Origin of the sequence: Streptomyces sp. NPDC048106 (assembly GCF_040706415.1) — a bacterium.
Taxonomy (GTDB): Bacteria; Actinomycetota; Actinomycetes; order Streptomycetales; family Streptomycetaceae; genus Streptomyces.
In genome coordinates this window covers 1-21,577 of record NZ_JBEZND010000046.1, presented here as the reverse complement: position 1 = coordinate 21,577, position 21,577 = coordinate 1, and the positions used below count along the sequence as shown (strand labels likewise).

Genomic DNA, 21,577 nt, shown 5'->3' with positions numbered 1-21,577 from the left:
CGTCCCGATTCTCGCGCGGTGGCGCGGGGACGGCATCTTCTGCGGCGCCGGGGTACCCCGGTCGGCCGAGGACAAACGGCGCGGCGGCCCGGCTCAGGCCCGACTCCCGCGCGCCGTGAGCCGTTCCCGCTGCGGCACGACCGTGTACCGCGGGTCCTCCGCGGAGGCCACCCCGGCATGGAAGACGCCGAAGCGCAGGGCCGCCGAACCGGTGAGCAGGGCGGCGCCGGCCGCCATCGCCACGCGGCGGTCGCGCAGCCGGCCGGAGAGGAGGGCCAGGGCGGCGCCGGCGACGGTCAGGGTCTCGGAGGCGCGGAGCAGGATCCGGGGCCTGCCCCGGCCGAAGGGCTCGGCGGTGAGCCCCATCCGGCGCCTCATCAGCTCGAAGGCGCCCAGCTCCAGCGCGGCGCCGAGCAGCGCCACCCGGCGCGCCGGGCCCGCCTGCGCGGCCGGGGCCGTGACCAGGGCCAGACCGGACGCGGCCGTCGCGGCGGAGCCCGCGAAGACGAACGGGAGCTGGCGGTAGCCCTCGTGCCAGGAGGGGACCGCCGTGTCGGAGAGCAGCACCGCGGTGTACGTGGCCACGGCGGGGCCGAGCACGGCCGCCGCCACGGTGGCGGCGGAGCCCACCAGCCGGTAGCGGCCCGCCACTTCGGTGGCCGCGGCGGCCATGGTCAGCGGCGCGTATCCCACCAGGATCCAGGAGCCCACGCTCATCGGCGAGGTCGGCTTGAACACCCGCAGCATGTTCAGGAACCGGGCCGGGCGGCCCAGGTCGTGCACCAGCGCGGCGAGGGAGAGGGAGATCGCGCCGGCCGCGCCGAGCTTCGCCGGTGCCGCGAGCCCCGGCCGGCCGGTCAGCTGGCCTCCCGCCGCCAGCAGCGAGGAGGCCCCCGCCAGCCCGCCGAGGTACAGGTACCCGGCGATGTCCAGCGGCTTCCAGGTCGGCTTGTTCAGCACGGGTTTGCCGTAGTACGACGAGAACGACGCGTCCGGCACCATCGGCTGTTCGCCCCGCCCGCGCCGTCGGCGCCGCCGCCCCGCGTGCGCCCCGGTCGGCGCCTCCCGGCCGGGCCGCTCGCCCCCGGTACCGCCGCGAGTGACATCCGATCCGCTCATCGCACCCTCCTCGGCCGACCGGCGAAACCGCCCACCGCGAGCCCCATCAGCGTCACCGCCGCCAGCGCCGCGTGCCGCCACATGTCCGGCAGGTCCCGGGTGGTGACCACCGGGTCCGGCGGCAGGCCGTAGACCTCGGGCTCGTCGAGGAGCAGGAAGAACGCGCCGTCGCCGCCGACGCCGTCCCCCGGGTCCTCCCCGTACAGCCGCGCGTCCGCCACCCCGGCCGCGTGCAGCTGCGCCACCCGGCCCCGGGCCCGCTCGCGCAGCTCCTCCAGCGGCCCGAACTGGATGGAGTCCGTCGGGCAGGCCTTGGCGCAGGCGGGCTCCATGCCGACGCCCAGCCGGTCGTAGCAGAGCGTGCACTTCCACACCCGGCCGTCGTCCTTGCGCTGGTCGATGACGCCGTAGGGGCAGGCGGGCACGCAGTACCCGCAGCCGTTGCAGACGTCCTCCTGCACGACGACCGTGCCGAACTCGGTGCGGAACAGCGCCCCGGTGGGGCACACGTCCAGACAGGCCGCGTGCGTGCAGTGCTTGCACACGTCCGAGGCCATCAGCCAGCGCAGCTCGGTGCGGCCGTCGGGGGAGAGCGGGGAGATCCGCCCGGCGGGGGCGCCCTCGGGGGCCTTGCCGGGCGGGGGGGCGGTGGCGCCGGGGCCGGGGGAGGAGGCGCCGGTGCCGAGCAGGGACGCGGCCGTGAAGACGTCCGTGTCCTCGTGGACGACGCCGGGTTCCTGCCCGCCGAAGGGCTTGCGCTGCTCGATGAAGGCCACGTGCCGCCAGGTGTCGGCACCCAGGCCCTGCGTGTTGTCGTAGGACATGCCGGTCAGTTCGAGGCCGTCCTCCGGGACCGCGTTCCACTCCTTGCAGGCCACCTCGCACGCCTTGCAGCCGATGCACACCGAGGTGTCGGTGAAGAACCCCATCCGCGGTGGCGCGTCGGGATAGCCGGACGCGCCGGCCACGTTCGGCTGGGGGCCGTACCACTGGTTCCCGTGGACCTCGGCGCCGTCGCTCATGGCATGCCTCCTCGCTCGCGACCTCCGCGACTCCTCGCGGGTGCTCGCCTTCCGCCCGGTGCCGGGTCGTTCACTCTGGGTGCTCTCGTTCGAGCGTGGCACGGGTGCCCGCGCTCCGCGCGTCCGAAACGGCGCCGTCCGCCGCCCGGGTGCCGTTCGCGCGGGGCCACCGGGGGCCGACGAATGGGCCGGGTGCGAGGAGATGGCGGAGCCGCCGGAGCGGCTTTCGTCCGGGCCGACGTGCTCAGCCGGCCGCTCAGTCGCCGTGGGGTGAGCCGGCGCCCTCGGCGACGAGCGGCACCGTCGCGGTGACCCGCTTGCCCTCGGGCAGCACCGCCACCTCCAGGTTCCGCGCGAGCATCGTCACCAGGTGCAGCCCATGGCCGCCGACCCGCCCGGGATCGGGCGGGCGGGGGCGTGGCGGCTCGGTGGAGGTGTCCGTCACGCAGATGCGCAGCGCGCGGCCGCCGGGCCCCAGCTCCAGGCTGAGGGCGCAGGGGCCGGGTGCGTGCTTCTCCGCGTTGGTGACCAGCTCGCTCACGACGAGCTGCGCGTCCTGCACCGAGCGCCGCACCGGCGCCGGCCATGCCTCGGCGAGCAGGGCGGCCACGGCGTCGCGCGCGTCGGCGCTGCTGCACGTGCCGGTGTCCCAGGTCCGGGTGTAGCGCAGGTCCTGCGTCCTCGGGTGCGTCCTCAGCGGGATGTCCATACCTCGTCGCCCTTTTCCCTCCGGGTTCGGAGTCCCTTCCTGCGAGCGTGGGGGGAACGTGCCGTCTCTGCCCGGTTACCCGCTGGTCCGTCGGTCAAGGGGACGCGCACCGGGAATCCTCCGGTTGCGCACGAATCCCTGACCGGAGCGGGCGCCGGACGCGACAACGGGCCCCGGGAATCCGCTGAGCGGTTTCCCGGGACCCGCTGAGATCGGTCGTCCGGGTCAGCGTCATGGCCGACGGCGGGCCTCAGTGTTTGAAGGTGTCCTTGGCCTTCTCCTTGGCCTGCCGGGCATCCCCGCGCGCGCCTTCCGCGCGGCCCTCGGCCTCCATGCGCTCATTGCCGACGGCGCGGCCCATGGCCTCCTTGGCCTTGCCCTTGGCCTGCTCCGTCTTGCCCTTCGCCTTCTGGCTGCCAGCCATCGGAGTCTCACATCCCTACGTCTCGTGATGTCCGGTTGCCATCCGGTTTGCCACTGCGACGCCCCTCAAACCGATTACCCGCCCTTGATTGTTCAGTTCAAACTGATAAACCTATTGTTACTAATCATGGATGTGACGACAGACGAAGTGACGGAGACGGCCGCCGAGACCGGCGGGACTCCGGAGACCGCCGCGCTCGCGGGCGCGCTCAAGCTGGCCATGGGACGGATCGTGCGCAGGCTGCGCCAGGCGCACGCGGTGGGCGACCTCACTCTCTCCGGTGCCTCGGTGCTGGCCCGGCTGTCGCGCGGCGGCCCGGACTCGCCGGGTGCGCTCGCCGAGCTGGAACGGGTACGGCCGCAGGCGATGGCCGGCACCCTCGCCGGTCTGGAGCAGCGGGGCCTGGTGAGCCGCGCGCCCGATCCGGCCGACCGGCGCCGGGCCGTCATCGCGATCACCGAGGAGGGCAGGACCGTGCTGGAACGGCGCCGCTCCGAGTCCGCCGACCGCCTCGCCCACGCCCTGGACGGGTTCACCCCCGGCGAGCGGCAGGCCCTGAACGACATCCTGCCCCTGCTCGACCGACTGGCGGAACAGCTGTGAACGGCACGCCCGATACCGGCGGCGGCACCCCCGGGACCGGCATACGTGCCCGGCTGCTCGCCCGCTCGGCCCGGCAGCGGGCCACGCCGCCCGGCCCCGGCTACAAGTGGGTCGCCCTCTCCAACACCACGCTCGGTGTCCTGATCGCCACGATGGACGCCTCCATCGTGATCATCTCGCTGCCGGCGATCTTCCGCGGCATCGGCCTGGACCCGCTCGCCGCGGGCAACATCGGCTATCTGCTGTGGATGATCCTCGGCTATCTGCTGGTCTCGGCCGTCCTGGTGGTGGTGCTCGGCCGGCTCGGCGACATGTTCGGCCGGGTGCGGATCTACAACCTGGGCTTCCTCGTCTTCGCCGTCGCCTCCATCGCCCTGTCCCTGGATCCGTTCCGGGCGGGGGCGGGCGCGCTGTGGCTGATCCTGTGGCGCGTCGTGCAGGCCTTCGGCGGCTCCATGCTCACCGCCAACTCGGCCGCGATCCTCACCGACGCCTTCCCGTCCCGGCAGCGCGGGATGGCGCTCGGCATCAACCAGATCACCGCGCTCGCCGGGCAGTTCCTCGGCCTGCTCGCCGGTGGTCTGCTGGCCGCCGTGGACTGGCGGGCCGTGTTCTGGGTGAGCGTCCCGGTCAGCGTCACCGGCACCGTCTGGTCGTACCTGAGCCTGCGCGAGACCGCGGCCGGCGGGCGGGGCCGCGTCGACTGGCTCGGCAACCTCACCTTCGCCTCGGGCGCCGGCATCCTGCTCGCGGGCATCACCTACGGCATCCAGCCCTACGGCGGCCACCCCACCGGCTGGACCAACCCCTGGGTCCTCAGCGGGCTGATCGGCGGCGTCTTCCTGCTGCTCGTCTTCTGCGTGGTGGAGAGCAGGGTCGCCGAACCGATGTTCCGGCTGTCGCTGTTCAGGGTGCGGGCGTTCGCGGCGGGCAACCTCGCCGCCCTGCTCACCGCGATTGCCCGCGGCGGCCTCCAGTTCATGCTGATCATCTGGCTCCAGGGCATCTGGCTGCCGCTGCACGGCTACGACTTCGAGGACACCCCGCTGTGGGCGGGCATCTTCATGCTGCCGCTCACCCTGGGCTTCCTGCTCGCCGGTCCCGTCTCCGGCTATCTCTCCGACCGGTTCGGCGCCCGGATCTTCTCCACCGCGGGGCTGCTCGTGGTCGCCGGGTCCTTCCTCGGGCTGCTGGCCCTTCCCGTGGACTTCGACTACGGACCGTTCGCCGCGCTGCTGCTGCTCAACGGGCTGGGCCAGGGCATGTTCTCCTCGCCCAACACCTCCTCGATCATGGGCAGCGTGCCGGCGAAGTACCGGGGCGTCGCCTCCGGGATGCGCTCCACCTTCCAGAACTCGGGCACGGCCCTGTCCATCGGCGTCTTCTTCTCGCTGATGGTCTCCGGCCTCGCCGCCACCCTGCCGAAGACGCTGAGCAGCGGCCTCACGGCGCACGGCGTGCCCGCCGCGACCGCGCACCAGGTGGCCTCGCTGCCACCGGTGAGCACCCTGTTCGCGACGTTCCTCGGCAACAACCCCATCGCCCATCTGCTGGGCAGCGGCGGCACCCTGGACCAGCTGACCGCCGCCCAGCGCGCCACCCTGACCGGCCACTCCTTCTTCCCGGAGCTGGTCTCCGGTCCCTTCCACCACGGTCTGGCCATCGTGTTCAGCGTGGCCGCGGGCATGGCCCTGGTCTCCGCCGTGGCCTCCGCGCTGCGCGGCGGCCACGAACGCGCCGACGAGGCGCCGGCGGGCGGAGCGGAGCGGGCCGAGCCGAAGAAGCCCGGGGCGACGCGCTCCTCGTGAGGGGTGGGTTCCCGGCCCTCAGCGCTCGTGGCGCCGTCGCACGACATGGCGGGCCACGAGCGCGAGGACCAGGACCGCGAGGGCCGCGAGGAAGTAGAGCTCGTAGCGCTTGATGTCCTCGTAGACCGTGTTGATGTGGCTGCCCGCCAGGTAGGCCAGCGTGGACCACAGGCCCACCCACAGGGCCGCGCCGAGGGCGTTGAAGGCGAGGAAGCGGCGCCAGCGCATGCCCGAGGTGCCCGCGATGATGCCGTTGGCCTGGCGCAGGCCCTCGACGAACCGGGCGACGGTCACGATCTTGCCGCCGTGCCGGGTGAAGAACGCCTCGGCGGCCGCGAACCGCTTCGGCGTCAGAAAGACGTACCGGCCCCAGCGGTGGACGAAGGCGCGCCCGCCGAAGTGGCCGATCAGATAGCCGATGTTGTCCCCGACCACGGCGGCGGCGAACGCGATGAGCGCCACCTTCACGATGTCCAGCTCACCCGCGCCCGCGTACACCCCCGCCGCGAGCAGGATCGTCTCACCGGGCGCCGGGACGCCGAAGTCCTCCACGAGGATCACGGCACCCACGGCCCAGTAGCCGTAGTGGCCGAGCAGCGGCGCCAGATGGGCCAGCGGTCCCGGCAGCGGAGGGGCGGCCATGCCTCCACCGTACGTCCCCGGCGCCGCGCTCGGTGTCCGGACCGCTGCGCTGGGCGACCCCTGGGCGATCCCCTAGGGGAGGCCGCCGGAGTCGGGGCCGGGGGCGGGCTGGCAGTCGGGGCACAGTTCGTGCTGCCCGTCGAGGGTGACGACGGTCCCCCAGCCGAGGCAGCGCTCGCAGTCGCGGGCGCTGCCCAGGTCGGGATGGGGCGGCGGGACGTGGCTGGGGTGGGCTCCGGGCACCATGCGGTGAGGGGCTCCTTGCGGTCGTGAGGAACGTAAGGATGCGGAATGTCCGCATTGCCCATATTAAGTCTTATTTATCCCGTACGGATGTGATGTACGTCACAGCTCTGATGTCGGGCCGGTCCCCGCCGGATCAGCGGAGATTGCCCAGCCGGGCCTCCCGCCACAGGTCGACGCCGCCGTCGGTGGCGTACGTGTCGATCTCGGCCAGCTCCTCGTCGGTGAAGTCGAGGTTCTCCAGCGCGGCCACGTTCTGCTCCAGCTGCTCGGTGCGGGAGGCACCGATGACCAGGGACGTCACCCGCTCGTCGCGCAGCGCCCAGGCGAGCGCGAGCTGGGCCAGGGTCTGCCCGCGCCGGGCGGCGATGCCGTTGAGGGCGCGCAGGCGGCGCAGCACGTCGTCGGTCAGCCAGGAGCGGTCGAACGACGTGCCCTGCGCGGCGCGCGAGTCGCCCGGTACCCCCTCCAGGTAGCGGCCGGTCAGCAGGCCCTGGGCGAGCGCCGTGAAGCCGATGACGCCGAACCCCTCCTCCCGCGCCACGTCGAGCAGGCCGTCGGTCTCCACCCAGCGGTTGAACATGTTGTACGACGGCTGGTGGATCAGCAGCGGGGTGCCGAGCTCGCGCAGGATCGCGGCGGCCTGCCGGGTGCGCTCGGCGTCGTAGGAGGAGATGCCGACGTAGAGCGCCTTGCCCTGGCGGACGGCCGTGTCGAGGGCGCCCATCGTCTCCTCCAGCGGCGTGCTCGCGTCCAGCCGGTGGGAGTAGAAGATGTCCACGTAGTCCACGCCCATCCGGCGCAGCGACTGGTCCAGCGAGGCCAGCAGGTACTTACGGGATCCGCCGCCCTGCCCGTAGGGGCCCGGCCACATGTCCCAGCCCGCCTTGGTGGAGATCACCATCTCGTCGCGGTACGGCGCGAGGTCCCGCTTCATCAGCCGGCCGAAGTTGGCCTCCGCCGAGCCGTACGGCGGGCCGTAGTTGTTCGCCAGGTCGTGGTGGGTGATCCCCAGGTCGAAGGCGCGCAGCGCGATCTCGCGCTGGGTCTCGAAGGGACGGTCGTCGCCGAAGTTGTGCCAGTAGCCCAGGGACAGGACCGGCAGGTCCAGTCCCGAGCGGCCGGTGCGCCGGTAGCGCATGGTGCCGTCGTAGCGAGCGGGGTCCGCGACGTGGGTCATCGGGTGTTCTCCGGGTCGTGCCGTAGGGGTGCCCCCAGAGGTGCGAGGGGGTCTGCCCACCCTGCTCCCAGGTGATCCATAAGTCCAATTGCGCACCTGGATGGGATTGAGCGGTTCTGTTTCTGAGTGGGAAACCGGCGCGCCGCGCGGCGGAGAGGTTCCATAGGCACGGCGCGGAGGTCGCACAATGCTCGGCCGCTGATCGCGCGGACTCGCGTGGCAGCGTTCTGACGAGGAAAGATGGGCCGGAGCGAGCGACCGAAACCGACGCGGAGGAACGCACCCATGGCGCACGAGCGAGCCGGCCGGCCGGCCGGTCCCGAGGACCTTGTCGATGTGGCGAGGCTGGTCACGGCGTACTACGCGCTGCACCCCGACCCGGCCGACCCGGCCCAGCGGGTGGCCTTCGGCACCTCGGGGCACCGGGGCTCGTCCCTGACGAGCGCCTTCAACGAGGACCACATCGCCGCCACCAGCCAGGCCATCTGCGAGTACCGCGCCGGGCAGGGCATCGACGGCCCGCTCTTCCTGGGCGCCGACACCCACGCCCTGTCCGAGCCCGCGAAGGTCACCGCGCTGGAGGTGTTCGCCGCCAACGGGGTCGGCGTGCTCATCGACAGCGCGGACGGCTACACGCCCACCCCCGCCGTCTCGCACGCCATCCTCACCCACAACCGGGGCCGCACGACGCGGCTCGCCGACGGCGTGGTCGTCACCCCCTCGCACAACCCGCCCGCCGACGGCGGCTTCAAGTACAACCCGCCGAGCGGCGGCCCGGCCGCCTCCGACGCCACGTCCTGGATCCAGGACCGCGCCAACGAGATCATCGCCGGCGGCCTGAAGGACGTACGACGGCTGCCGTACACCCGCGCGCTCGCCGCGGACACCACCGGCCGTCACGACTTCCTCGGCACCTACGTCGACGACCTGCCCGGCGTCCTCGACCTCGACGCCATCCGCGCGGCCGGGGTGCGCATCGGCGCCGACCCGCTCGGCGGCGCCTCCGTCGCCTACTGGGGCCGGATCGCCGAGCAGCACCGCATCGACCTCACGGTGGTCAACCCGCACACCGACCCCACCTGGCGGTTCATGACGCTGGACTGGGACGGCCAGATCCGCATGGACTGCTCCTCGCCCTACGCGATGGCCTCGCTGATCGAGCGGCGCGCCGACTACCGCATCGCCACCGGCAACGACGCCGACTCCGACCGGCACGGCATCGTCACCCCGGACGCCGGCCTGATGAACCCCAACCACTACCTCGCGGTCGCCATCGACTACCTCTACCGGCACCGCGACCGCTGGTCCGCCGAGGCGGGCGTCGGCAAGACCCTGGTGTCCTCCACCATGATCGACCGGGTCGCCGCCGACCTCGGCCGCCGCCTGGTCGAAGTGCCCGTCGGTTTCAAGTGGTTCGTGGACGGGCTGATCGGCGGGGACCTCGGCTTCGGCGGCGAGGAGTCGGCCGGCGCCTCCTTCCTGCGCCGGGACGGCTCGGTGTGGACCACCGACAAGGACGGCATCATCCTCGCCCTGCTCGCCTCCGAGATCACCGCCGTCACGGACAAGACGCCCTCCGAGCACTACGCGGGCCTGACCGCCCGCTTCGGCGAGCCCGCCTACGCCCGCATCGACGCCCCCGCGACCCGCGAACAGAAGGCCCTGCTCGGCAAGTTGTCGCCGGCCCAGGTCACCGCGGACACCCTCGCCGGGGAGCCGGTCACCGCCGTGCTCACCGAGGCGCCCGGCAACGGCGCGGCCATCGGCGGCATCAAGGTCACCACCGAGAACGCCTGGTTCGCGGCCCGCCCCTCGGGCACCGAGGACGTCTACAAGATCTACGCCGAGTCCTTCCACGGCCCGGACCACCTGGCCCGGGTGCAGGAGGAGGCCCGGGCGGTGGTGCAGAGCGCCCTGGGCGGCTGAGCGGCGGCCCTTCGCCGGCGGTACCTCGCCGACGGGCCGGTTCCGGCGGCCTTCGGGGCGGATGGCTGAGAACGGCGGCCTCCCACGCGCTCGCGGAGGCCGCCGTGCCGGGCTCAGTGGTGCCCGTGGTTCCCCGCGAGCCGGTCCAGGACCGCCCCCGCCATGGCCTCCTCGCCCCGGGCGTTGGGGTGCGCCGGGGCCGCGGGCGAGGCCGGCTGGAGCGGCTCGATCCAGCGGTCAGCCGGCGCCTTGCACATGTCGTGGTCGACGGTCGGGCCGTAGGTGTCCACGTACTCGGCACGGTTGTGGGCGGCCACCGTGCGCAGCATCAGGTTCAGCCGCTTCTCGGTGTCCCGCAGATAGGCGAAGTCGCCCTGTGCGAAGGGTACTTGCGGGAAGCAGCCCACTCCGTCGTCGGGCATCAGGTCGGGGTAGCCGACGACCACGACCCGGGCGTGCGGCGCCCGCTCGTGCACGGCCCGCAGCACCTGGGTGATCTTCGGCGCGGTCTGCTGGACGGCGAGGGCCAGCGCGTCCTGTCCGGACGCCTCGTAGGAGCGCTCGCACGGGTTGCCCGCCGGGTCCTGGACGCCGAGCTGGGCGCAGGTGCCGATGATCGGGCCGAACCCGACGTCGTTGCCGCCGATCTGGAGCGTCACCAGGTCGGTGTCCCGTGACACGGCGTCCAGTTGGGGCTGGTTGCTGCCCTGGGCCTGCCACATCTGGGCGGTCGTCGCCCCGGAACAGCTGGCGTCCGTGAAGCTGGTCGCGCCCTCTCGCTCCGCCACCAGCGAGGGGTAGTTCCGGCTGGAGCGGGCGCAGTTGGCGTCCACCTGCGTGGGTATGCCGGGGCCCGAGGTGTAGGAGTCGCCGAGGGCCACGTAGTCGAGGCGGGGGCCGTGGCCCGCCGGCTGGGCGGCGGCCGGTGTGGTGGCGGCGGCGACCAGGGCGCATCCGCCCACCGCCGCCGCCAGCACCGCGGTCCGCCGCCGGGCTCTCGCCCCGTCCGCCGGATGTCTGTCGTTCGTCATCGTTCCCCCCTGGGACCGGTACACAGCGCGGACGGCGGCGCCGTGGAGCGGCCCTCACGCGATTGACTGGGTCTGTATACCGTCCAGTAGGTCCCGCCGACCAGAAGCGGGAGCCTGTGAGTTCGGGGGAGTACGGCGTCGAGCCGCTGGTGGGGCGCGGTGCCGGCGGCGGTGGGCGGCCCGCGCCCCGGCCCCGCGCCCGCCCTCAGACGCCGGACGCGGCGGCGGCCGGCGCGGGCTCCTGGAGCAGCGAGTCGTCCTCCGGACGCGCCCCGGACAGCCGGTGGCGCGCCGCGATCAGGGCCATGTCGACATCCCGCGTCCCGGTGGCCACGCAGAGCGTGTACGAGACGTCCGCGAGCCGCTGTTGTGCCCTCGGGGTGCTCTCCTCGGCACCGAGCAGAGTGAGGGCCTCGTACTGGGCGATGAGGTCCTTCAGTACGGCGGGGTGTGCCATCAGCATGGGGGTCGGCCTCCCTGGTGTGTCGCCGATGTACGAAGTCGCAAGCGCGACTACCCGCGCGCAGGCCCCGCATGCCACCCCGGTGATCTCTTCCGTACCGGCCGTACCGTGCCCGGCGCCGCACTCCGCGGACCCGGCGCGGCCGGAATTCGCCGATTGGCCGGGAAACATGCCCTCATACAACCGGCTGCCCCGGTTCCGCGCGCGGGCGCGGGGCGGGTCCTGGCCATTAACCCGCCTTTGCGCCGACGTCACCGGCCGCCCCGCGCGTCCCGGCCGCCACCGCCCGCACCGTGCGCGGATGCCCCTCTCGCAAGATCGTCACAACATCCTCACACGGCCTTCACCGAACAATCGCTTTCGGCCGAACGTGCTTCGGGGCATCGCAAGGGGGCAGACGTCGCACGCGCCCCGCACCTAGCCTCCCGGGCCATGCGATCACCTCTGCTGAGACGCCTCGGTCTCACCGCCGTCCTCGCCGTCGTCCTCGCCGTCTTCGGCTTCAGCACGCTCGCCAGTGCCGCCCCGGACCCGGCCTCCCTCACCTTCGGCACCGACACCGCCACCACCACCCCCGGTGGTTCGGTCAAGCTGTCGATGACGCTCACCAACAACAAGACGTACGACGTCCTGTTCGTGTACCAGACCATCGACCCGACCTGGCTGACCACCCAGCGTCCGGACCTGAAGTACAGCTTCACCGGCTGCAGCCTGGCCGCCGCCGACGGCAGCAGCACCCCCTGCTCCGGCACCGGCCCGACCAACCTCGGCACCGACTACGGCGCCACCATCCCGCCCGGCCAGAGCCGCACCGTGACCCTGACCCTCCAGATCGCCGCCGACTCCGGCTGCAACGGCAACATCGGTTTCTACTCCTACTTCTACGCCGAGTTCAGCGACGGCACCAACAGCAGCGGCGGCCCCGTCTACACGCCCGAGACGCGCGTGCTCTGTTCCTGACGTCCCCGACGTCCCCGGCGCTCCTGCCGCGTCACGCGCGGGAGCCGGTACGTCGCCCGGCGGACCAGACGGTTCGCCGGGCGGCGCGGAACAGGACGGAAAATGGATCAATCGGGTTGCGTCACACGACAGTTGGAAACCCGCCATTTTCCGTCAAGTTTCGTGACTCGACCACAATAGCTACACACATCCATCACTATGTGACGCGACGGATGCTCGACGACCGGCTTCTGAGGGGGACGCCGGCGTCGCGCGAGGGGGTGCGTCCGCTCCGAGTGAGCCGTGCTCGCCCCCGTCCGGGGAGGGGACTTCACCGCAATGAAGCGGACCATTCGCACCACCGCGCTGACGGTGGGCGCGCTCATCACCGCACTCGGCCTGCAGGCAGGACCGGCCCAGGCCGACGGCGGCACACCACGTATCGACCTCAGAGTCCTGGTGATCAGCGACGGCGGCCCGGCCACCGACGCCATCACCGCGGAACTCACCTCCGAGGGAACGCCGTTCACCAAGGTCGACCTGACCAGCGGCAGCCGGCCCACCATCGACGCCGGCTTCCTCGCCGACACCGTGGACGGCCGGGCGCGCGCCAAGTACCAGGCCGTCGTCCTGCCCAACGACAACCCGTTCCCGACCGGCAGCGCCGAGATGAGCGCGCTCGCCGCCTACGAGCAGACGTACGGCATCCCGCAGGTCGACGCCTACACCTACGCCCGCCCCCAGGTCGGGCTCCAGGTCCCGACCTCGGGCGGCTACTCCGGCAGCATCGACGGCGTCCAGGCCCAGGTCACCGGCGCCGGTCAGGCCGGACCCTTCGGCTACCTCAAGGGCGCCGTGCCCTTCGAGGACAACTCGCCCACCGTCGGCGAGAGTTACGGCTACCTGTCGACGCCCGCGGCCGGCGCCGACTTCACTCCGTACGTCCAGGCGGCCATCCCCGGCACCACCACCCAGGGCTCGCTCGTCGGCGAGTATCGGCACGACGGGCGGCGCGAGCTGGTCATCACCTTCGTCTACAACCAGTACCAGCAGCAGTTCCGGCTGCTGGCGCGCGGCATCGTGGACTGGATGACCGGCGGGGTGCACCTCGGTGCCTCCCGCAACTACTTCGCCGTGCACGTGGACGACGTGTTCGCCGCCGACGACCGCTGGGACACCCAGCTCAACTGCACGCCCGGCGACGTGGACTGCACCAACAGCTCCGGCACGCCCAGTCCGATCCGGATGACCCCGGCGGACGTGGACTACGCCACCGCCTGGGAGCAGAGCCACGGCTTCACCCTCGACCTCGCCTACAACGGCTCCGGCAGCGTCGACCAGCGCGAGGACAACAACGGCGTCGACCAGCTCGCCGACAAGCTCATCGCCGACCGCAACCGGTTCCGCTGGATCAACCACACCTACACGCACGCCTTCCTCGGCTGCCAGCAGGACACCACCGTGGTCCCGTGGAAGTGCGTGACCGGCGCCGACGGCAGCACCACGTGGGTCAGCCGGCAGAGCATCGACGACGAGATCGCCAACAACCGCGTCTGGGGCCAGACCAACGGGCTGCCCCTGGACAACAGCGAGCTGGTGACCGGCGAGCACTCCGGGCTGCGGATCCTGCCGCAACAGCCCCTCGACAACCCCAACCTGGGACCCGCGCTCACCGACAACGGGGTCAAGTGGCTCGCCGCGGACGCCTCCCGTGATCCCGCCCAGCGCCAGCTCGGCCCCGCCACCACCGTCGCCCGCTACCCGATGAACGTCTTCTACAACGCGGGCAGGGCCTCCGAGGAGACCGACGAGTACAACTGGCTCTACACCAGCCGCGCCCAGGGCGGCAGCGGCATCTGCGAGGACAACCCCGCGACCACCACCTGCCTGGCCGCCCCGCTGTCCACCGCCACCGGCTACCAGAGCTACATCGTGCCGCTGGAGACCCGGATCGACCTCGGCCACGTGCTCGCCAACGACCCGAAGCCGCACTTCATCCACCAGTCCAACCTCGCCGAGGACCGCATCGCCTACCCGGTCCTGAACGGCGTGCTCGACGGCTACAACGGCCTGTTCGCCGCCAACACCCCGCTGGTCAACCTGCGGATGAAGGACATCGGCATCGAACTCCAGCGCCGCACCGCCTGGAACAACGCCCTGAACGCCGGCCAGGTCACCGCCTACCGCATCGGCAACGCCGTCACCGTCCAGGCGCCCAGCGGCACCGACGCCACGGCCACCCTGCCCGCCGGCAGCACGCTCCACGCCGCCGCCTTCGGCACCCCGTACGCGGGCGAGCTGTCCGGCTGGACCGCCTCCACCGGCACCCCGCTCACCTTCACCCTGCCCGGCACCGCGTCCGCCGCCACCCCGCACGCACATGGCCACACCCATCCGGCGGCCACCACGCCGGCCCCGCACACCAGGCTCCCGAAGGGCGTCACCCGGCACGTCCCGTACGTCCCGCATCACTGAACGCGCTCCGACCCAAGGGCCCGTCCGGCGTCATCGGACGGGCCCCGGGTCCCGGCCGCCCCGCCGCGGCCGGGACCCGCACGACCACCCCACAACTCTGGCCGTGGAGCCGATCGATGCACGTTCACCACGGTGCGCGCCGCCCCGGCGCGGCGCACGTCACCCTGCTCACCGAAGGCACCTATCCGCACAGCCACGGCGGCGTCAGCGTCTGGTGCGACCAACTCGTCCAGGGCATGCCCGACCTGGACTTCGATGTCATCGCCGTCACCGGCACCGGACGCGAACCCGTCGTCTGGGACCTGCCCGCCCAGGTCCACGAGGTGCGCTCCGTCCCCATGTGGGGTGAGCCGCCCGAGGGCCGCGCGCCCCGGGGCCGCGCCCTCGCCCGGCTCACCGACGCCTACGAACGCTTCCTCAGCGCGCTCCTCGACCCGTGCGCCGAGGACCAGTTCCCGTCCGCCCTGTACCTGCTGGCGCGGGCCGCCGCCGACGGGACACTGAGCCCGTTCCTGCGCGGCGACCGGGCCATCGCCCTGCTCGCCGCGGTGTGGCACCGCCCCGGACTCGCCGTGCGCGAGGCCCGTCCCACCCTGCACGACGCGGTCACCGCCACCGCCCTGCTCGAACACGCCCTGCGCCCGCTCGCCGCGCCCACGCCCCGGCACGGCGTGGCCCACGCGGTCAGCGGCGGCGTCGCCGTACTGCCCGGACTCGCCGCCCTGGACCGGCACGGGGTCCCGCTGCTGCTCACCGAGCACGGCGTCTATCTGCGCGAGCGCTACCTCGGCTACCGCACCGCTCCCTACCGCTGGCCGGTCAAGGCCGTCGTCCTCGGCTTCTTCCGGCTGCTCGCCGAGGAGAGCTACCGCAGGGCCGCCCTGATCACCCCCGGCAACCGCTACAACCGGCTCTGGGAGGAACAGGGCGGCGCCGACCCGCGGGCCATCCGCACCGTCTACAACGGCGTGGACCCGGCCGCCTTCCCGCCCGCCGGACCCGAACCCGGTGTGCCCACGCTGAGCTGGGCCGGCCGGGTCGACCCGATCAAGGACCTGGAGACGCTCATCCGCGCCTTCTCCATGGTCAGGGCCGGCATACCCGAGGCCCGGCTCCGGCTCTTCGGCGGCACGCCCCGGGGCGGCGAGGCCTACCGGGAGCGCTGTGCGGCGCTGGCCGCCGAGCTGGGCCATGCGGACGCGGTCACCTTCGAGGGCCGCGTCGAGGACATCAAGGACGCCTACGCGGCCGGGAACGTGGTGATGCTCTCCAGCATCAGCGAGGGATTCCCGTTCACCCTCATCGAGGCCATGTCCTGCGGCCGGGCCACCGTCTCCACCGACGTCGGCGGGGTGCGCGAGGCGGTGGGCGACACCGGACTCGTCGTACCGCCGCGTGACCCGGCCGCGATGGCCGCGGCCGCCCTGGAACTGCTCGGCGACGGCGCCCGGCGCGCGGCCATGGGGGAGGCCGCCCGGCTGCGGGTCATCGAACAGTTCACGCTGCGCCAGACCATCGACACCTTCCGCTCGATATACCTCGAACTCCCCTATCACACACGGGATTTCAAGACCCCGCCCGCCCCGGAGCGCGAGCCCGGGCGCCGGACCGCCGCGGGGAGCCTGGCCGGATGAGCGGACCCATGGCCCTGGAGCCGGGCGGCGCGGAACAGGACACCCTCGCCCTCCGGCTCGCCCGCCCCGACGACCGCACCCTGTCCCTGCGCCTGCCCGGCCACGGCACCGACGAGGCGGCCGTCAGCCTGCTGGCCGCCGAACTCGCCGACCGCATCGGCCCCGCCGTCCACCCCTACGAGGTCGCCGCCCTGCTGGAGGCCGAGGGACTGACCGCCGAGACGATCAAGGACCGGTACGGTCATCCGAACCTGTTCTCGCTCGCCACCGCCCTCTACGAGCAGGTACCCCGCACCTTCCCCGAGCCCGCGCCGGCCGCCGACCCCTGGCGCCCCGACCACGTCCGCTGTCTGCTGCGCGGGCTGCTCTTCGCGCTGCCCGGCCTCGCCTACCCGCTCACCGCGCCCCTGTGGCAACCCGGCCGGCACGCCGCCGCGCTGATCCTCGCCGGGCTGATCTCCTGGGCCTGGGGCCAAGGGCTCGGCCACCGCGCCCACTTACGCAAGGCGACCGGCCCCCGGGAGGCCGCCCGCACCCTGGCGACGGGCGCGCCCCTGGGCGCCGCGCTCGCCACCGCCGTCGCCGCCCCGCTCACCGGCGGGGGCCCGGTCCTGCTCGCCGTCGCCGCCCAGTCGCTCTACCTCGCGGCCGCCGGTGTGCTGCTGGTGCTGGCCCGGGAGAAGTCGCTGCTCGCCGCGCTGAGTCCGCTGCTCGCGGGCGCCGCCTGCCTGTTCCGGTGGGACCCGGGCGCCGTGCCGCGCCTCGGCCTGCCCCTGCTCGCGCTGCTCGCCACGCTCGCCGTCACCGCGCACGCCCTGCGCGGCCTGTTCCGGGCGCCCGGGGCCGACGGCGGCAGGCGGCCCCCGCTGCGCTGGTCGCTGCCGTACGGCCTGTTCGGACTGGCCGCCGGGCTGCTGGTGCTGCTCGAAGGGCGCCGGGAGCCGTACGCGGTGATCGTGCTCACCGTCAGCATGGGGCCCGCCGAGTGGCTGCTCTACCGCTACCGGGGGCTGTCCGTCGCCGCCCTGCGCGCCACCGCCACCCCCGCGGGGTTCCTGCTGCGCTCCGCCGCCGTACTCGGCCTGTGCCTGCTCGGCTATCTGCTGCCGCTGCTGCCCGCCGCGTACCTCACGGGCGCCCCGCCGGCCCCGCTGCTGCTGCTCGCGGCCACCCTGTGGACCGCGCTGCTCCTCCAGGCGTTCGGCACCGCCTGGCCGCCCGCCGCGATCTGTCTGGCCGCCGCGGGGGCGGCCGGCGCGAGCGCGGTGCTGCACCTGCCGCCCGGTCCGGACGCGCTGCCGCTCGCCTGCGCGGCCGCCGTGCCGTGTCTCCTGGCGTGCGCGCTGCGGCTGCTCGGCCGCCCGGCCCGGCACGCCTGAACCACCTCTCTTCAACTCACTGGAAGGACCAACCAGTTGACCTCCCAACCGCTCGCCGCCGTCACCGGGGCCGAGGGTTTCATCGGCTCGCACCTCACCGAGGCCCTCGTCGCCTCCGGGCACCGGGTGCGGGCCATGGCCCAGTACAACTCCTTCTCCTCCTACGGCTGGCTGGAGACCCTTTCTCCGGACGTCCTCGACCACGTGGAGATCGTGCTCGGTGACGTCCGCGACCCCGGCTCCGTGCGCGGCCTGCTCGACGGGGCCGACGTGGCCTACCACCTGGCCGCCCTGATCGCGATCCCCTACTCCTACCAGGCGCCCCACAGCTACGTGGAGACCAACGTCACCGGCACCCTCAACGTGCTCGAAGCGGTCCGCGCGCTCGGCACCCCGCGCCTGGTGCACACCTCCACCAGCGAGACCTACGGCACCGCCCAGACCGTGCCGATCACCGAGGACCACCCCATCAACACCCAGTCCCCGTACGCCGCTTCGAAGGCCGGCGGGGACCGGCTCGCCGACAGCTACCACGCCAGCTTCGGCACCCCGGTGGTCACCCTGCGGCCGTTCAACACCTTCGGACCGCGCCAGTCGATGCGCGCCGTCATCCCCACCGTCATCGGGCAGATCGCGGCGGGGGAGCGGACCATCACCCTCGGCGACCTGCGGCCCACCCGCGACTTCCTGTTCGTCAAGGACACCGCGCGGGCCTTCCTCGCCGTGGGCGGCGCCCCCGCCGAGCACGTCGTCGGGCGCACCTTCAACGCCGGTACCGGCGAGGAGATCTCCGTCGGCGACCTCGTCGCCCTGATCGGCAAGGTCATGGACACCGCCATCGACGTCCGCCCGGACCCCGCGCGCATCCGGCCCACGGGCTCCGAGGTGATGCGGCTGGTCGCCGACGCCACCCGGCTCACCGCCGCCACCGGCTGGGCGCCCGTCCACACCCTGGAGCAAGGCCTCGCGCACACCGCGGGGTTCTTCCGCGACCCGGCCAACCTGGCCCGCTACAAGACCGGCATCTACAACATCTGACCGTCCGGCACGTCACGACGTCTTCTGAGGAGGCACCCCATGCACGCAGTGATCCTGGCGGGAGGCAAGGGCGTCCGGCTGCGGCCCTACACCACCGCGCTGCCCAAACCACTCGTCCCCATCGGCGACCAGCACGCCATCCTGGAGATCGTGCTGCGCCAACTGTCCTCGGCCGGCTTCACCGGCTGCACCCTCGCCATAGGCCACCTCGGCGAGATCATCCGCGCCTACGTCGGCGACGGCTCCCAGTGGGGCCTGGCCGTCGACTACGCCACCGAGGAAAGCCCGCTCGGCACCATGGGCCCCCTGCTCAACCTGAAGGACCGGCTGCCCGAGGACTTCCTCGTGATGAACGGCGACATCCTCACCGACCTCGACTACGCCGACGTCCTGTGCCGCCACCGCCACTCCGGCGCCCCGCTCACCATCGCCACCTACGCCCGCAAGGTGCACATCGACTTCGGTGTGCTCACCACCGACGCCAGCAGGGTCGTCGCGTTCACCGAGAAGCCCAGCATGGACTACCGGGTGTCGATGGGCGTCTACGGCCTCAGCCGTGCGACCCTCGACGGCTACACGCCGGGACTGCCGCTCGGCTTCGACGAACTCGTCCTCGACCTGCTGAAGACCCAGAACCCGCCGCACGCCTACGAGTTCGACGGCTACTGGCTGGACATCGGCCGCCCCGACGACTACGACCGGGCCAACGCCGAGTTCACCACCCGCAAGTCCCTGCTGCTCAAGGGAGCCTGAGTCCCGCATGCGCATTCTCGTCCTGGGCGGCACGGGGTACCTCGGCCGCCATGTGGCCGAGCGGCTGCGCACCCTCCCGGGTGCGCGGCTTCTCGCCGGGGGCCGCACCCGTGCCGAGTACGCCGTCGACCTCGCCACCGACCGGCCCGAGCGGCTGGCCAAGACGCTGGCGGCGGCCGCCCCGGACGCCGTGGTGAACTGCGCGGGCGCCACCGGCGGCGACCCGGTGACGCTCGCGGAGGTCAACGCCCGGGGCCCCGCCGTGCTCTGCGCCGCGCTGCGCGAGGCGGCCCCGGCGGCCCGCCTGGTCCACCTCGGCTCCGCCGCCGAGTACGGCCCCGGCACCCCGGGCGTCCCGGTGACCGAGTCGGCGCCCGCCCGCCCGGTCACCCCGTACGGCGCCACCAAGCTCGCCGGCACCCTCGCGGTGGCCTCGGCCGGTCTGGACGCGGTGGTCCTGCGGATCGGCAACCCGGTGGGCCCCGGGGCGCCCGCGGCGAGCCTGCCCGGCCGGATGGCCGCGCTGCTGCGCACGGCGGGATCCGATCCCGGGGCCGTGCTGCGGCTCGGGGACCTGTCGGCCTACCGTGACTTCGTGGACGTCCGCGATGTCGCCCAAGCGGTCGCGCTCGCCGTCACCGCGCCCGGACCCCTGCCGTCGGTGCTCAACATCGGCGGCGGCGGGGCGGTTCCGGTGCGCGACCTGGTGCGCGGGCTGGCCCGGCTCGCCGGGTTCCGCGGGCAGTTGGAGGAGTGCGGGGACGGCTCGGCGCGCTCGGCCCAGGTGTCCTGGCAGTGCTCGGACATCGGCGCCGTCGAACGCGCCCTCGGCTGGCGCCCGGACCACGGCCTGGCCGACGCCCTCGGTGCGCTGTGGGCGGGCACGCCGTGAGCCTGCTGATACCGCTGTACGTGCACCCGGCGGAGGACCCGGGCGCCTGGCACCGGCTGATCACGGCGGCGGCCCGCACCCACGCGGTCGTCCTCAACCCGGCGAGCGGGCCCGGCGCCGCGCCCGACCCCGCCTACACGGCGGCGGCACGGGCGCTGCGCGCGGCGGGCGCCCGGCTGCTCGGTTACGTCGACACCGACTACGGGATGCGGGACCGTGCCGCGATCACCGAGGACGTACGCAGGCACCGGAGCTGGTACCGGACCGACGGCTGCTTCCTCGACCGGGTCACCGCGACCCCCGAGGGCCTGCCCGCCTGCCGCCGCCTGGTCCGGGACCTGCGCCGGCTCGGCACCGGCACCGTGGTGCTCAACCCCGGCGTCCACCCGGCGCCGGGATACGCCCGGCTCGCCGATCTCACGGTCACGTTCGAGGGGCACTGGTCGACGTACGTCTCGGCGTTCACCCGGCCCTCCTGGGCCGCGCGCCAGCCGCCCGAGCGGCTCTGCCACCTCGTCTACGGCGTCCCCGCCGCCCTGGTCCCGCTCGCGGTGCGCACCGCGTGGGAGCGCGGCGCCGGGGTCTGCGGGCCGGTGACCGGCGAAGGGCCCAATCCATGGGCGGTGTTGAGCCCCGCCCTCGCCTTCGCGGACGGTGTGCGAGGCTGGGCGTGATCAGTACGCACACATCGGGGAGACCAGTACCGTCATGGCCGTCATCCATCGCACCACCCTCACGCCCTCCAAGGTCGAACTGCTCGCCGAGTGGCTGCCCACCCGCCCGTGGTACCGCGGCGGCACCGGCGCCCCCGTCCTGGAGAAGACCGGCGGCTTCCGGCTGGACGACCCCGAGGGCGAGGTGGGCATCGAGTTCATGGTGGTCACCGACACCGCGGGCCCCGAACCGACGGTCTACTTCGTGCCGTTGACCTACCGCGGCGCGCCGCTGGAGGGGGCCGAGCACGCGCTGGTCGGCACGATGGAGCACGGCGTGCTCGGCAAGCGCTGGGCGTACGACGGCCTGTGCGACCCGGTGCTGGTCACCGAACTGCTGCTGCTCGTCGAGGGCAAGGCACAGGCGATGGCCCAGAGCATCACCGACACCCCGGACCACGAGGTGTCCCGCGCCTACACGGGTGCCCCCCTCGCGCCGGAGGGCTTCATCCCGGCACCGGCCGACGACGCGGACGGCACCCGCCTGCCCGCCCCGCACGGCACCGTCCTGCACGTCCACCGCGTCCTCACGCCGGCGCCGGCGGACGAGAACCCGCCGCTCCCGGCCGAGGACGCCCTCGGCC

General features: G+C 73.2%; 21 protein-coding genes. 12 read left to right on the top strand and 9 right to left on the bottom strand.

The genetic code is table 11. The features are described from left to right. Positions 1 to 93 precede the first annotated feature (93 nt). The 4 genes from nrfD to AB0927_RS33520 form a co-directional block, all read right to left on the bottom strand. Complete coding sequence (nrfD, locus tag AB0927_RS33535) at positions 94 to 1,119, bottom strand: NrfD/PsrC family molybdoenzyme membrane anchor subunit (protein ID WP_366671580.1); 1,026 nt, start codon at positions 1,117 to 1,119, stop codon at positions 94 to 96. Next, positions 1,116 to 2,141 carry a 4Fe-4S dicluster domain-containing protein gene (locus AB0927_RS33530; protein ID WP_366671579.1) on the bottom strand — a complete coding sequence of 342 codons (1,026 nt, stop codon included), beginning with the start codon at positions 2,139 to 2,141 and terminating at the stop codon, positions 1,116 to 1,118. The genes nrfD and AB0927_RS33530 overlap by 4 nt, the downstream gene beginning before the upstream one ends. A 256-nt stretch (positions 2,142 to 2,397) precedes the next feature. Next, on the bottom strand, positions 2,398 to 2,850 hold the full coding sequence (locus AB0927_RS33525) for an ATP-binding protein (RefSeq protein WP_366671578.1): 453 nt from the start codon (positions 2,848 to 2,850) through the stop codon (positions 2,398 to 2,400). Between the two features lie 250 nt (positions 2,851 to 3,100). Further along, on the bottom strand, positions 3,101 to 3,274 hold the full coding sequence (locus AB0927_RS33520) for a CsbD family protein (RefSeq protein ID WP_366671577.1): 174 nt from the start codon (positions 3,272 to 3,274) through the stop codon (positions 3,101 to 3,103). Positions 3,275 to 3,400: 126 nt separating this feature from the next. Between AB0927_RS33520 and AB0927_RS33515 the strand changes: the two genes are divergently transcribed. Together AB0927_RS33515 and AB0927_RS33510 are read left to right on the top strand one after the other, a co-directional pair. Next, positions 3,401 to 3,877 (top strand): MarR family transcriptional regulator, encoded by a 477-nt coding sequence (locus AB0927_RS33515; RefSeq protein ID WP_366671576.1) that lies wholly within the window; start codon positions 3,401 to 3,403, stop codon positions 3,875 to 3,877. Between the two features lie 152 nt (positions 3,878 to 4,029). Continuing rightward, positions 4,030 to 5,685, top strand: a complete 1,656-nt coding sequence (locus tag AB0927_RS33510) for an MFS transporter (RefSeq protein WP_366671625.1) — start codon at positions 4,030 to 4,032, stop codon at positions 5,683 to 5,685. Between the two features lie 18 nt (positions 5,686 to 5,703). On the opposite strand, the gene AB0927_RS33505 is transcribed toward AB0927_RS33510, so the two are convergent. From AB0927_RS33505 to mgrA, 3 genes are all read right to left on the bottom strand, one after another. After that, entirely contained in the window at positions 5,704 to 6,327 is a 624-nt protein-coding gene (locus AB0927_RS33505) for a DedA family protein (protein ID WP_366671575.1), read from the bottom strand. A 72-nt stretch (positions 6,328 to 6,399) separates the two neighbouring features. Further along, positions 6,400 to 6,573, bottom strand: a complete 174-nt coding sequence (locus tag AB0927_RS33500) for a hypothetical protein (RefSeq protein WP_366671574.1) — start codon at positions 6,571 to 6,573, stop codon at positions 6,400 to 6,402. A gap of 133 nt (positions 6,574 to 6,706) precedes the next feature. Beyond that, complete coding sequence (gene mgrA, locus AB0927_RS33495) at positions 6,707 to 7,750, bottom strand: L-glyceraldehyde 3-phosphate reductase (RefSeq protein ID WP_366671573.1); 1,044 nt, start codon at positions 7,748 to 7,750, stop codon at positions 6,707 to 6,709. Between the two features lie 285 nt (positions 7,751 to 8,035). Here mgrA and pgm point away from each other — a divergent pair, with 285 nt between their 5' ends. Further along, entirely contained in the window at positions 8,036 to 9,676 is a 1,641-nt protein-coding gene (gene pgm / locus AB0927_RS33490) for a phosphoglucomutase (alpha-D-glucose-1,6-bisphosphate-dependent) (RefSeq protein WP_366671572.1), read from the top strand. 113 nt (positions 9,677 to 9,789) lie between these two features. Here pgm and AB0927_RS33485 read toward each other — a convergent pair whose 3' ends face one another. Beyond that, positions 9,790 to 10,707, bottom strand: a complete 918-nt coding sequence (locus AB0927_RS33485; protein ID WP_366671571.1) for an SGNH/GDSL hydrolase family protein — start codon at positions 10,705 to 10,707, stop codon at positions 9,790 to 9,792. Positions 10,708 to 10,912: 205 nt separating this feature from the next. Further along, entirely contained in the window at positions 10,913 to 11,170 is a 258-nt protein-coding gene (locus tag AB0927_RS33480; RefSeq protein ID WP_366671570.1) for a DUF5133 domain-containing protein, read from the bottom strand. Between the two features lie 432 nt (positions 11,171 to 11,602). On the opposite strand from AB0927_RS33480, the gene AB0927_RS33475 reads away from it, so the two are divergent. From AB0927_RS33475 to AB0927_RS33435, 9 genes are all read left to right on the top strand, one after another. After that, a complete protein-coding gene (locus tag AB0927_RS33475; protein ID WP_366671569.1) occupies positions 11,603 to 12,130 on the top strand; it encodes a hypothetical protein in 528 nt (175 codons plus the stop codon). A gap of 318 nt (positions 12,131 to 12,448) precedes the next feature. Further along, complete coding sequence (locus tag AB0927_RS33470) at positions 12,449 to 14,584, top strand: hypothetical protein (protein ID WP_366671568.1); 2,136 nt, start codon at positions 12,449 to 12,451, stop codon at positions 14,582 to 14,584. Positions 14,585 to 14,700: 116 nt separating this feature from the next. Beyond that, complete coding sequence (pelF, locus tag AB0927_RS33465; protein ID WP_366671567.1) at positions 14,701 to 16,218, top strand: GT4 family glycosyltransferase PelF; 1,518 nt, start codon at positions 14,701 to 14,703, stop codon at positions 16,216 to 16,218. Then, complete coding sequence (locus tag AB0927_RS33460; RefSeq protein ID WP_366671566.1) at positions 16,215 to 17,597, top strand: hypothetical protein; 1,383 nt, start codon at positions 16,215 to 16,217, stop codon at positions 17,595 to 17,597. The genes pelF and AB0927_RS33460 overlap by 4 nt, the downstream gene beginning before the upstream one ends. A 36-nt stretch (positions 17,598 to 17,633) precedes the next feature. Then, positions 17,634 to 18,635: a GDP-mannose 4,6-dehydratase gene (locus tag AB0927_RS33455; protein WP_366671565.1), complete on the top strand. Its 1,002-nt coding sequence runs from the start codon at positions 17,634 to 17,636 to the stop codon at positions 18,633 to 18,635. Between the two features lie 39 nt (positions 18,636 to 18,674). Beyond that, positions 18,675 to 19,388: a nucleotidyltransferase family protein gene (locus tag AB0927_RS33450; RefSeq protein ID WP_366671564.1), complete on the top strand. Its 714-nt coding sequence runs from the start codon at positions 18,675 to 18,677 to the stop codon at positions 19,386 to 19,388. Between the two features lie 7 nt (positions 19,389 to 19,395). Continuing rightward, on the top strand, positions 19,396 to 20,280 hold the full coding sequence (locus AB0927_RS33445; RefSeq protein ID WP_366671563.1) for an NAD-dependent epimerase/dehydratase family protein: 885 nt from the start codon (positions 19,396 to 19,398) through the stop codon (positions 20,278 to 20,280). Continuing rightward, on the top strand, positions 20,277 to 20,954 hold the full coding sequence (locus AB0927_RS33440) for a spherulation-specific family 4 protein (RefSeq protein WP_366671562.1): 678 nt from the start codon (positions 20,277 to 20,279) through the stop codon (positions 20,952 to 20,954). Before AB0927_RS33445 ends, AB0927_RS33440 begins: the two co-directional genes overlap by 4 nt. A 34-nt stretch (positions 20,955 to 20,988) precedes the next feature. Further along, positions 20,989 to 21,577, top strand: a 589-nt coding sequence (locus AB0927_RS33435) for a 1,4-alpha-glucan branching protein (protein ID WP_366671561.1), incomplete at its 3' end; no start/stop codon positions are given.

Excerpts from the sequence above, each read along its gene's own strand:
- AB0927_RS33525 (WP_366671578.1), bottom strand. The coding sequence starts at position 2,850 with ATGGACATCCCGCTGAGGACGCACCCGAGGACGCAGGACCTGCGCTAC.
- AB0927_RS33480 (WP_366671570.1), bottom strand. The coding sequence starts at position 11,170 with ATGCTGATGGCACACCCCGCCGTACTGAAGGACCTCATCGCCCAGTAC.
- AB0927_RS33445 (WP_366671563.1), top strand. The coding sequence starts at position 19,396 with ATGCGCATTCTCGTCCTGGGCGGCACGGGGTACCTCGGCCGCCATGTG.
- AB0927_RS33515 (WP_366671576.1), top strand. The coding sequence starts at position 3,401 with ATGGATGTGACGACAGACGAAGTGACGGAGACGGCCGCCGAGACCGGC.
- AB0927_RS33470 (WP_366671568.1), top strand. The coding sequence starts at position 12,449 with ATGAAGCGGACCATTCGCACCACCGCGCTGACGGTGGGCGCGCTCATC.
- AB0927_RS33510 (WP_366671625.1), top strand. The coding sequence starts at position 4,030 with ATGGACGCCTCCATCGTGATCATCTCGCTGCCGGCGATCTTCCGCGGC.
- AB0927_RS33530 (WP_366671579.1), bottom strand. The coding sequence starts at position 2,141 with ATGAGCGACGGCGCCGAGGTCCACGGGAACCAGTGGTACGGCCCCCAG.
- AB0927_RS33485 (WP_366671571.1), bottom strand. The coding sequence starts at position 10,707 with ATGACGAACGACAGACATCCGGCGGACGGGGCGAGAGCCCGGCGGCGG.
- nrfD (WP_366671580.1), bottom strand. The coding sequence starts at position 1,119 with ATGAGCGGATCGGATGTCACTCGCGGCGGTACCGGGGGCGAGCGGCCC.
- AB0927_RS33450 (WP_366671564.1), top strand. The coding sequence starts at position 18,675 with ATGCACGCAGTGATCCTGGCGGGAGGCAAGGGCGTCCGGCTGCGGCCC.
- AB0927_RS33500 (WP_366671574.1), bottom strand. The coding sequence starts at position 6,573 with ATGGTGCCCGGAGCCCACCCCAGCCACGTCCCGCCGCCCCATCCCGAC.
- pelF (WP_366671567.1), top strand. The coding sequence starts at position 14,701 with ATGCACGTTCACCACGGTGCGCGCCGCCCCGGCGCGGCGCACGTCACC.
- AB0927_RS33475 (WP_366671569.1), top strand. The coding sequence starts at position 11,603 with ATGCGATCACCTCTGCTGAGACGCCTCGGTCTCACCGCCGTCCTCGCC.
- AB0927_RS33520 (WP_366671577.1), bottom strand. The coding sequence starts at position 3,274 with ATGGCTGGCAGCCAGAAGGCGAAGGGCAAGACGGAGCAGGCCAAGGGC.
- AB0927_RS33505 (WP_366671575.1), bottom strand. The coding sequence starts at position 6,327 with ATGGCCGCCCCTCCGCTGCCGGGACCGCTGGCCCATCTGGCGCCGCTG.
- pgm (WP_366671572.1), top strand. The coding sequence starts at position 8,036 with ATGGCGCACGAGCGAGCCGGCCGGCCGGCCGGTCCCGAGGACCTTGTC.
- AB0927_RS33460 (WP_366671566.1), top strand. The coding sequence starts at position 16,215 with ATGAGCGGACCCATGGCCCTGGAGCCGGGCGGCGCGGAACAGGACACC.
- mgrA (WP_366671573.1), bottom strand. The coding sequence starts at position 7,750 with ATGACCCACGTCGCGGACCCCGCTCGCTACGACGGCACCATGCGCTAC.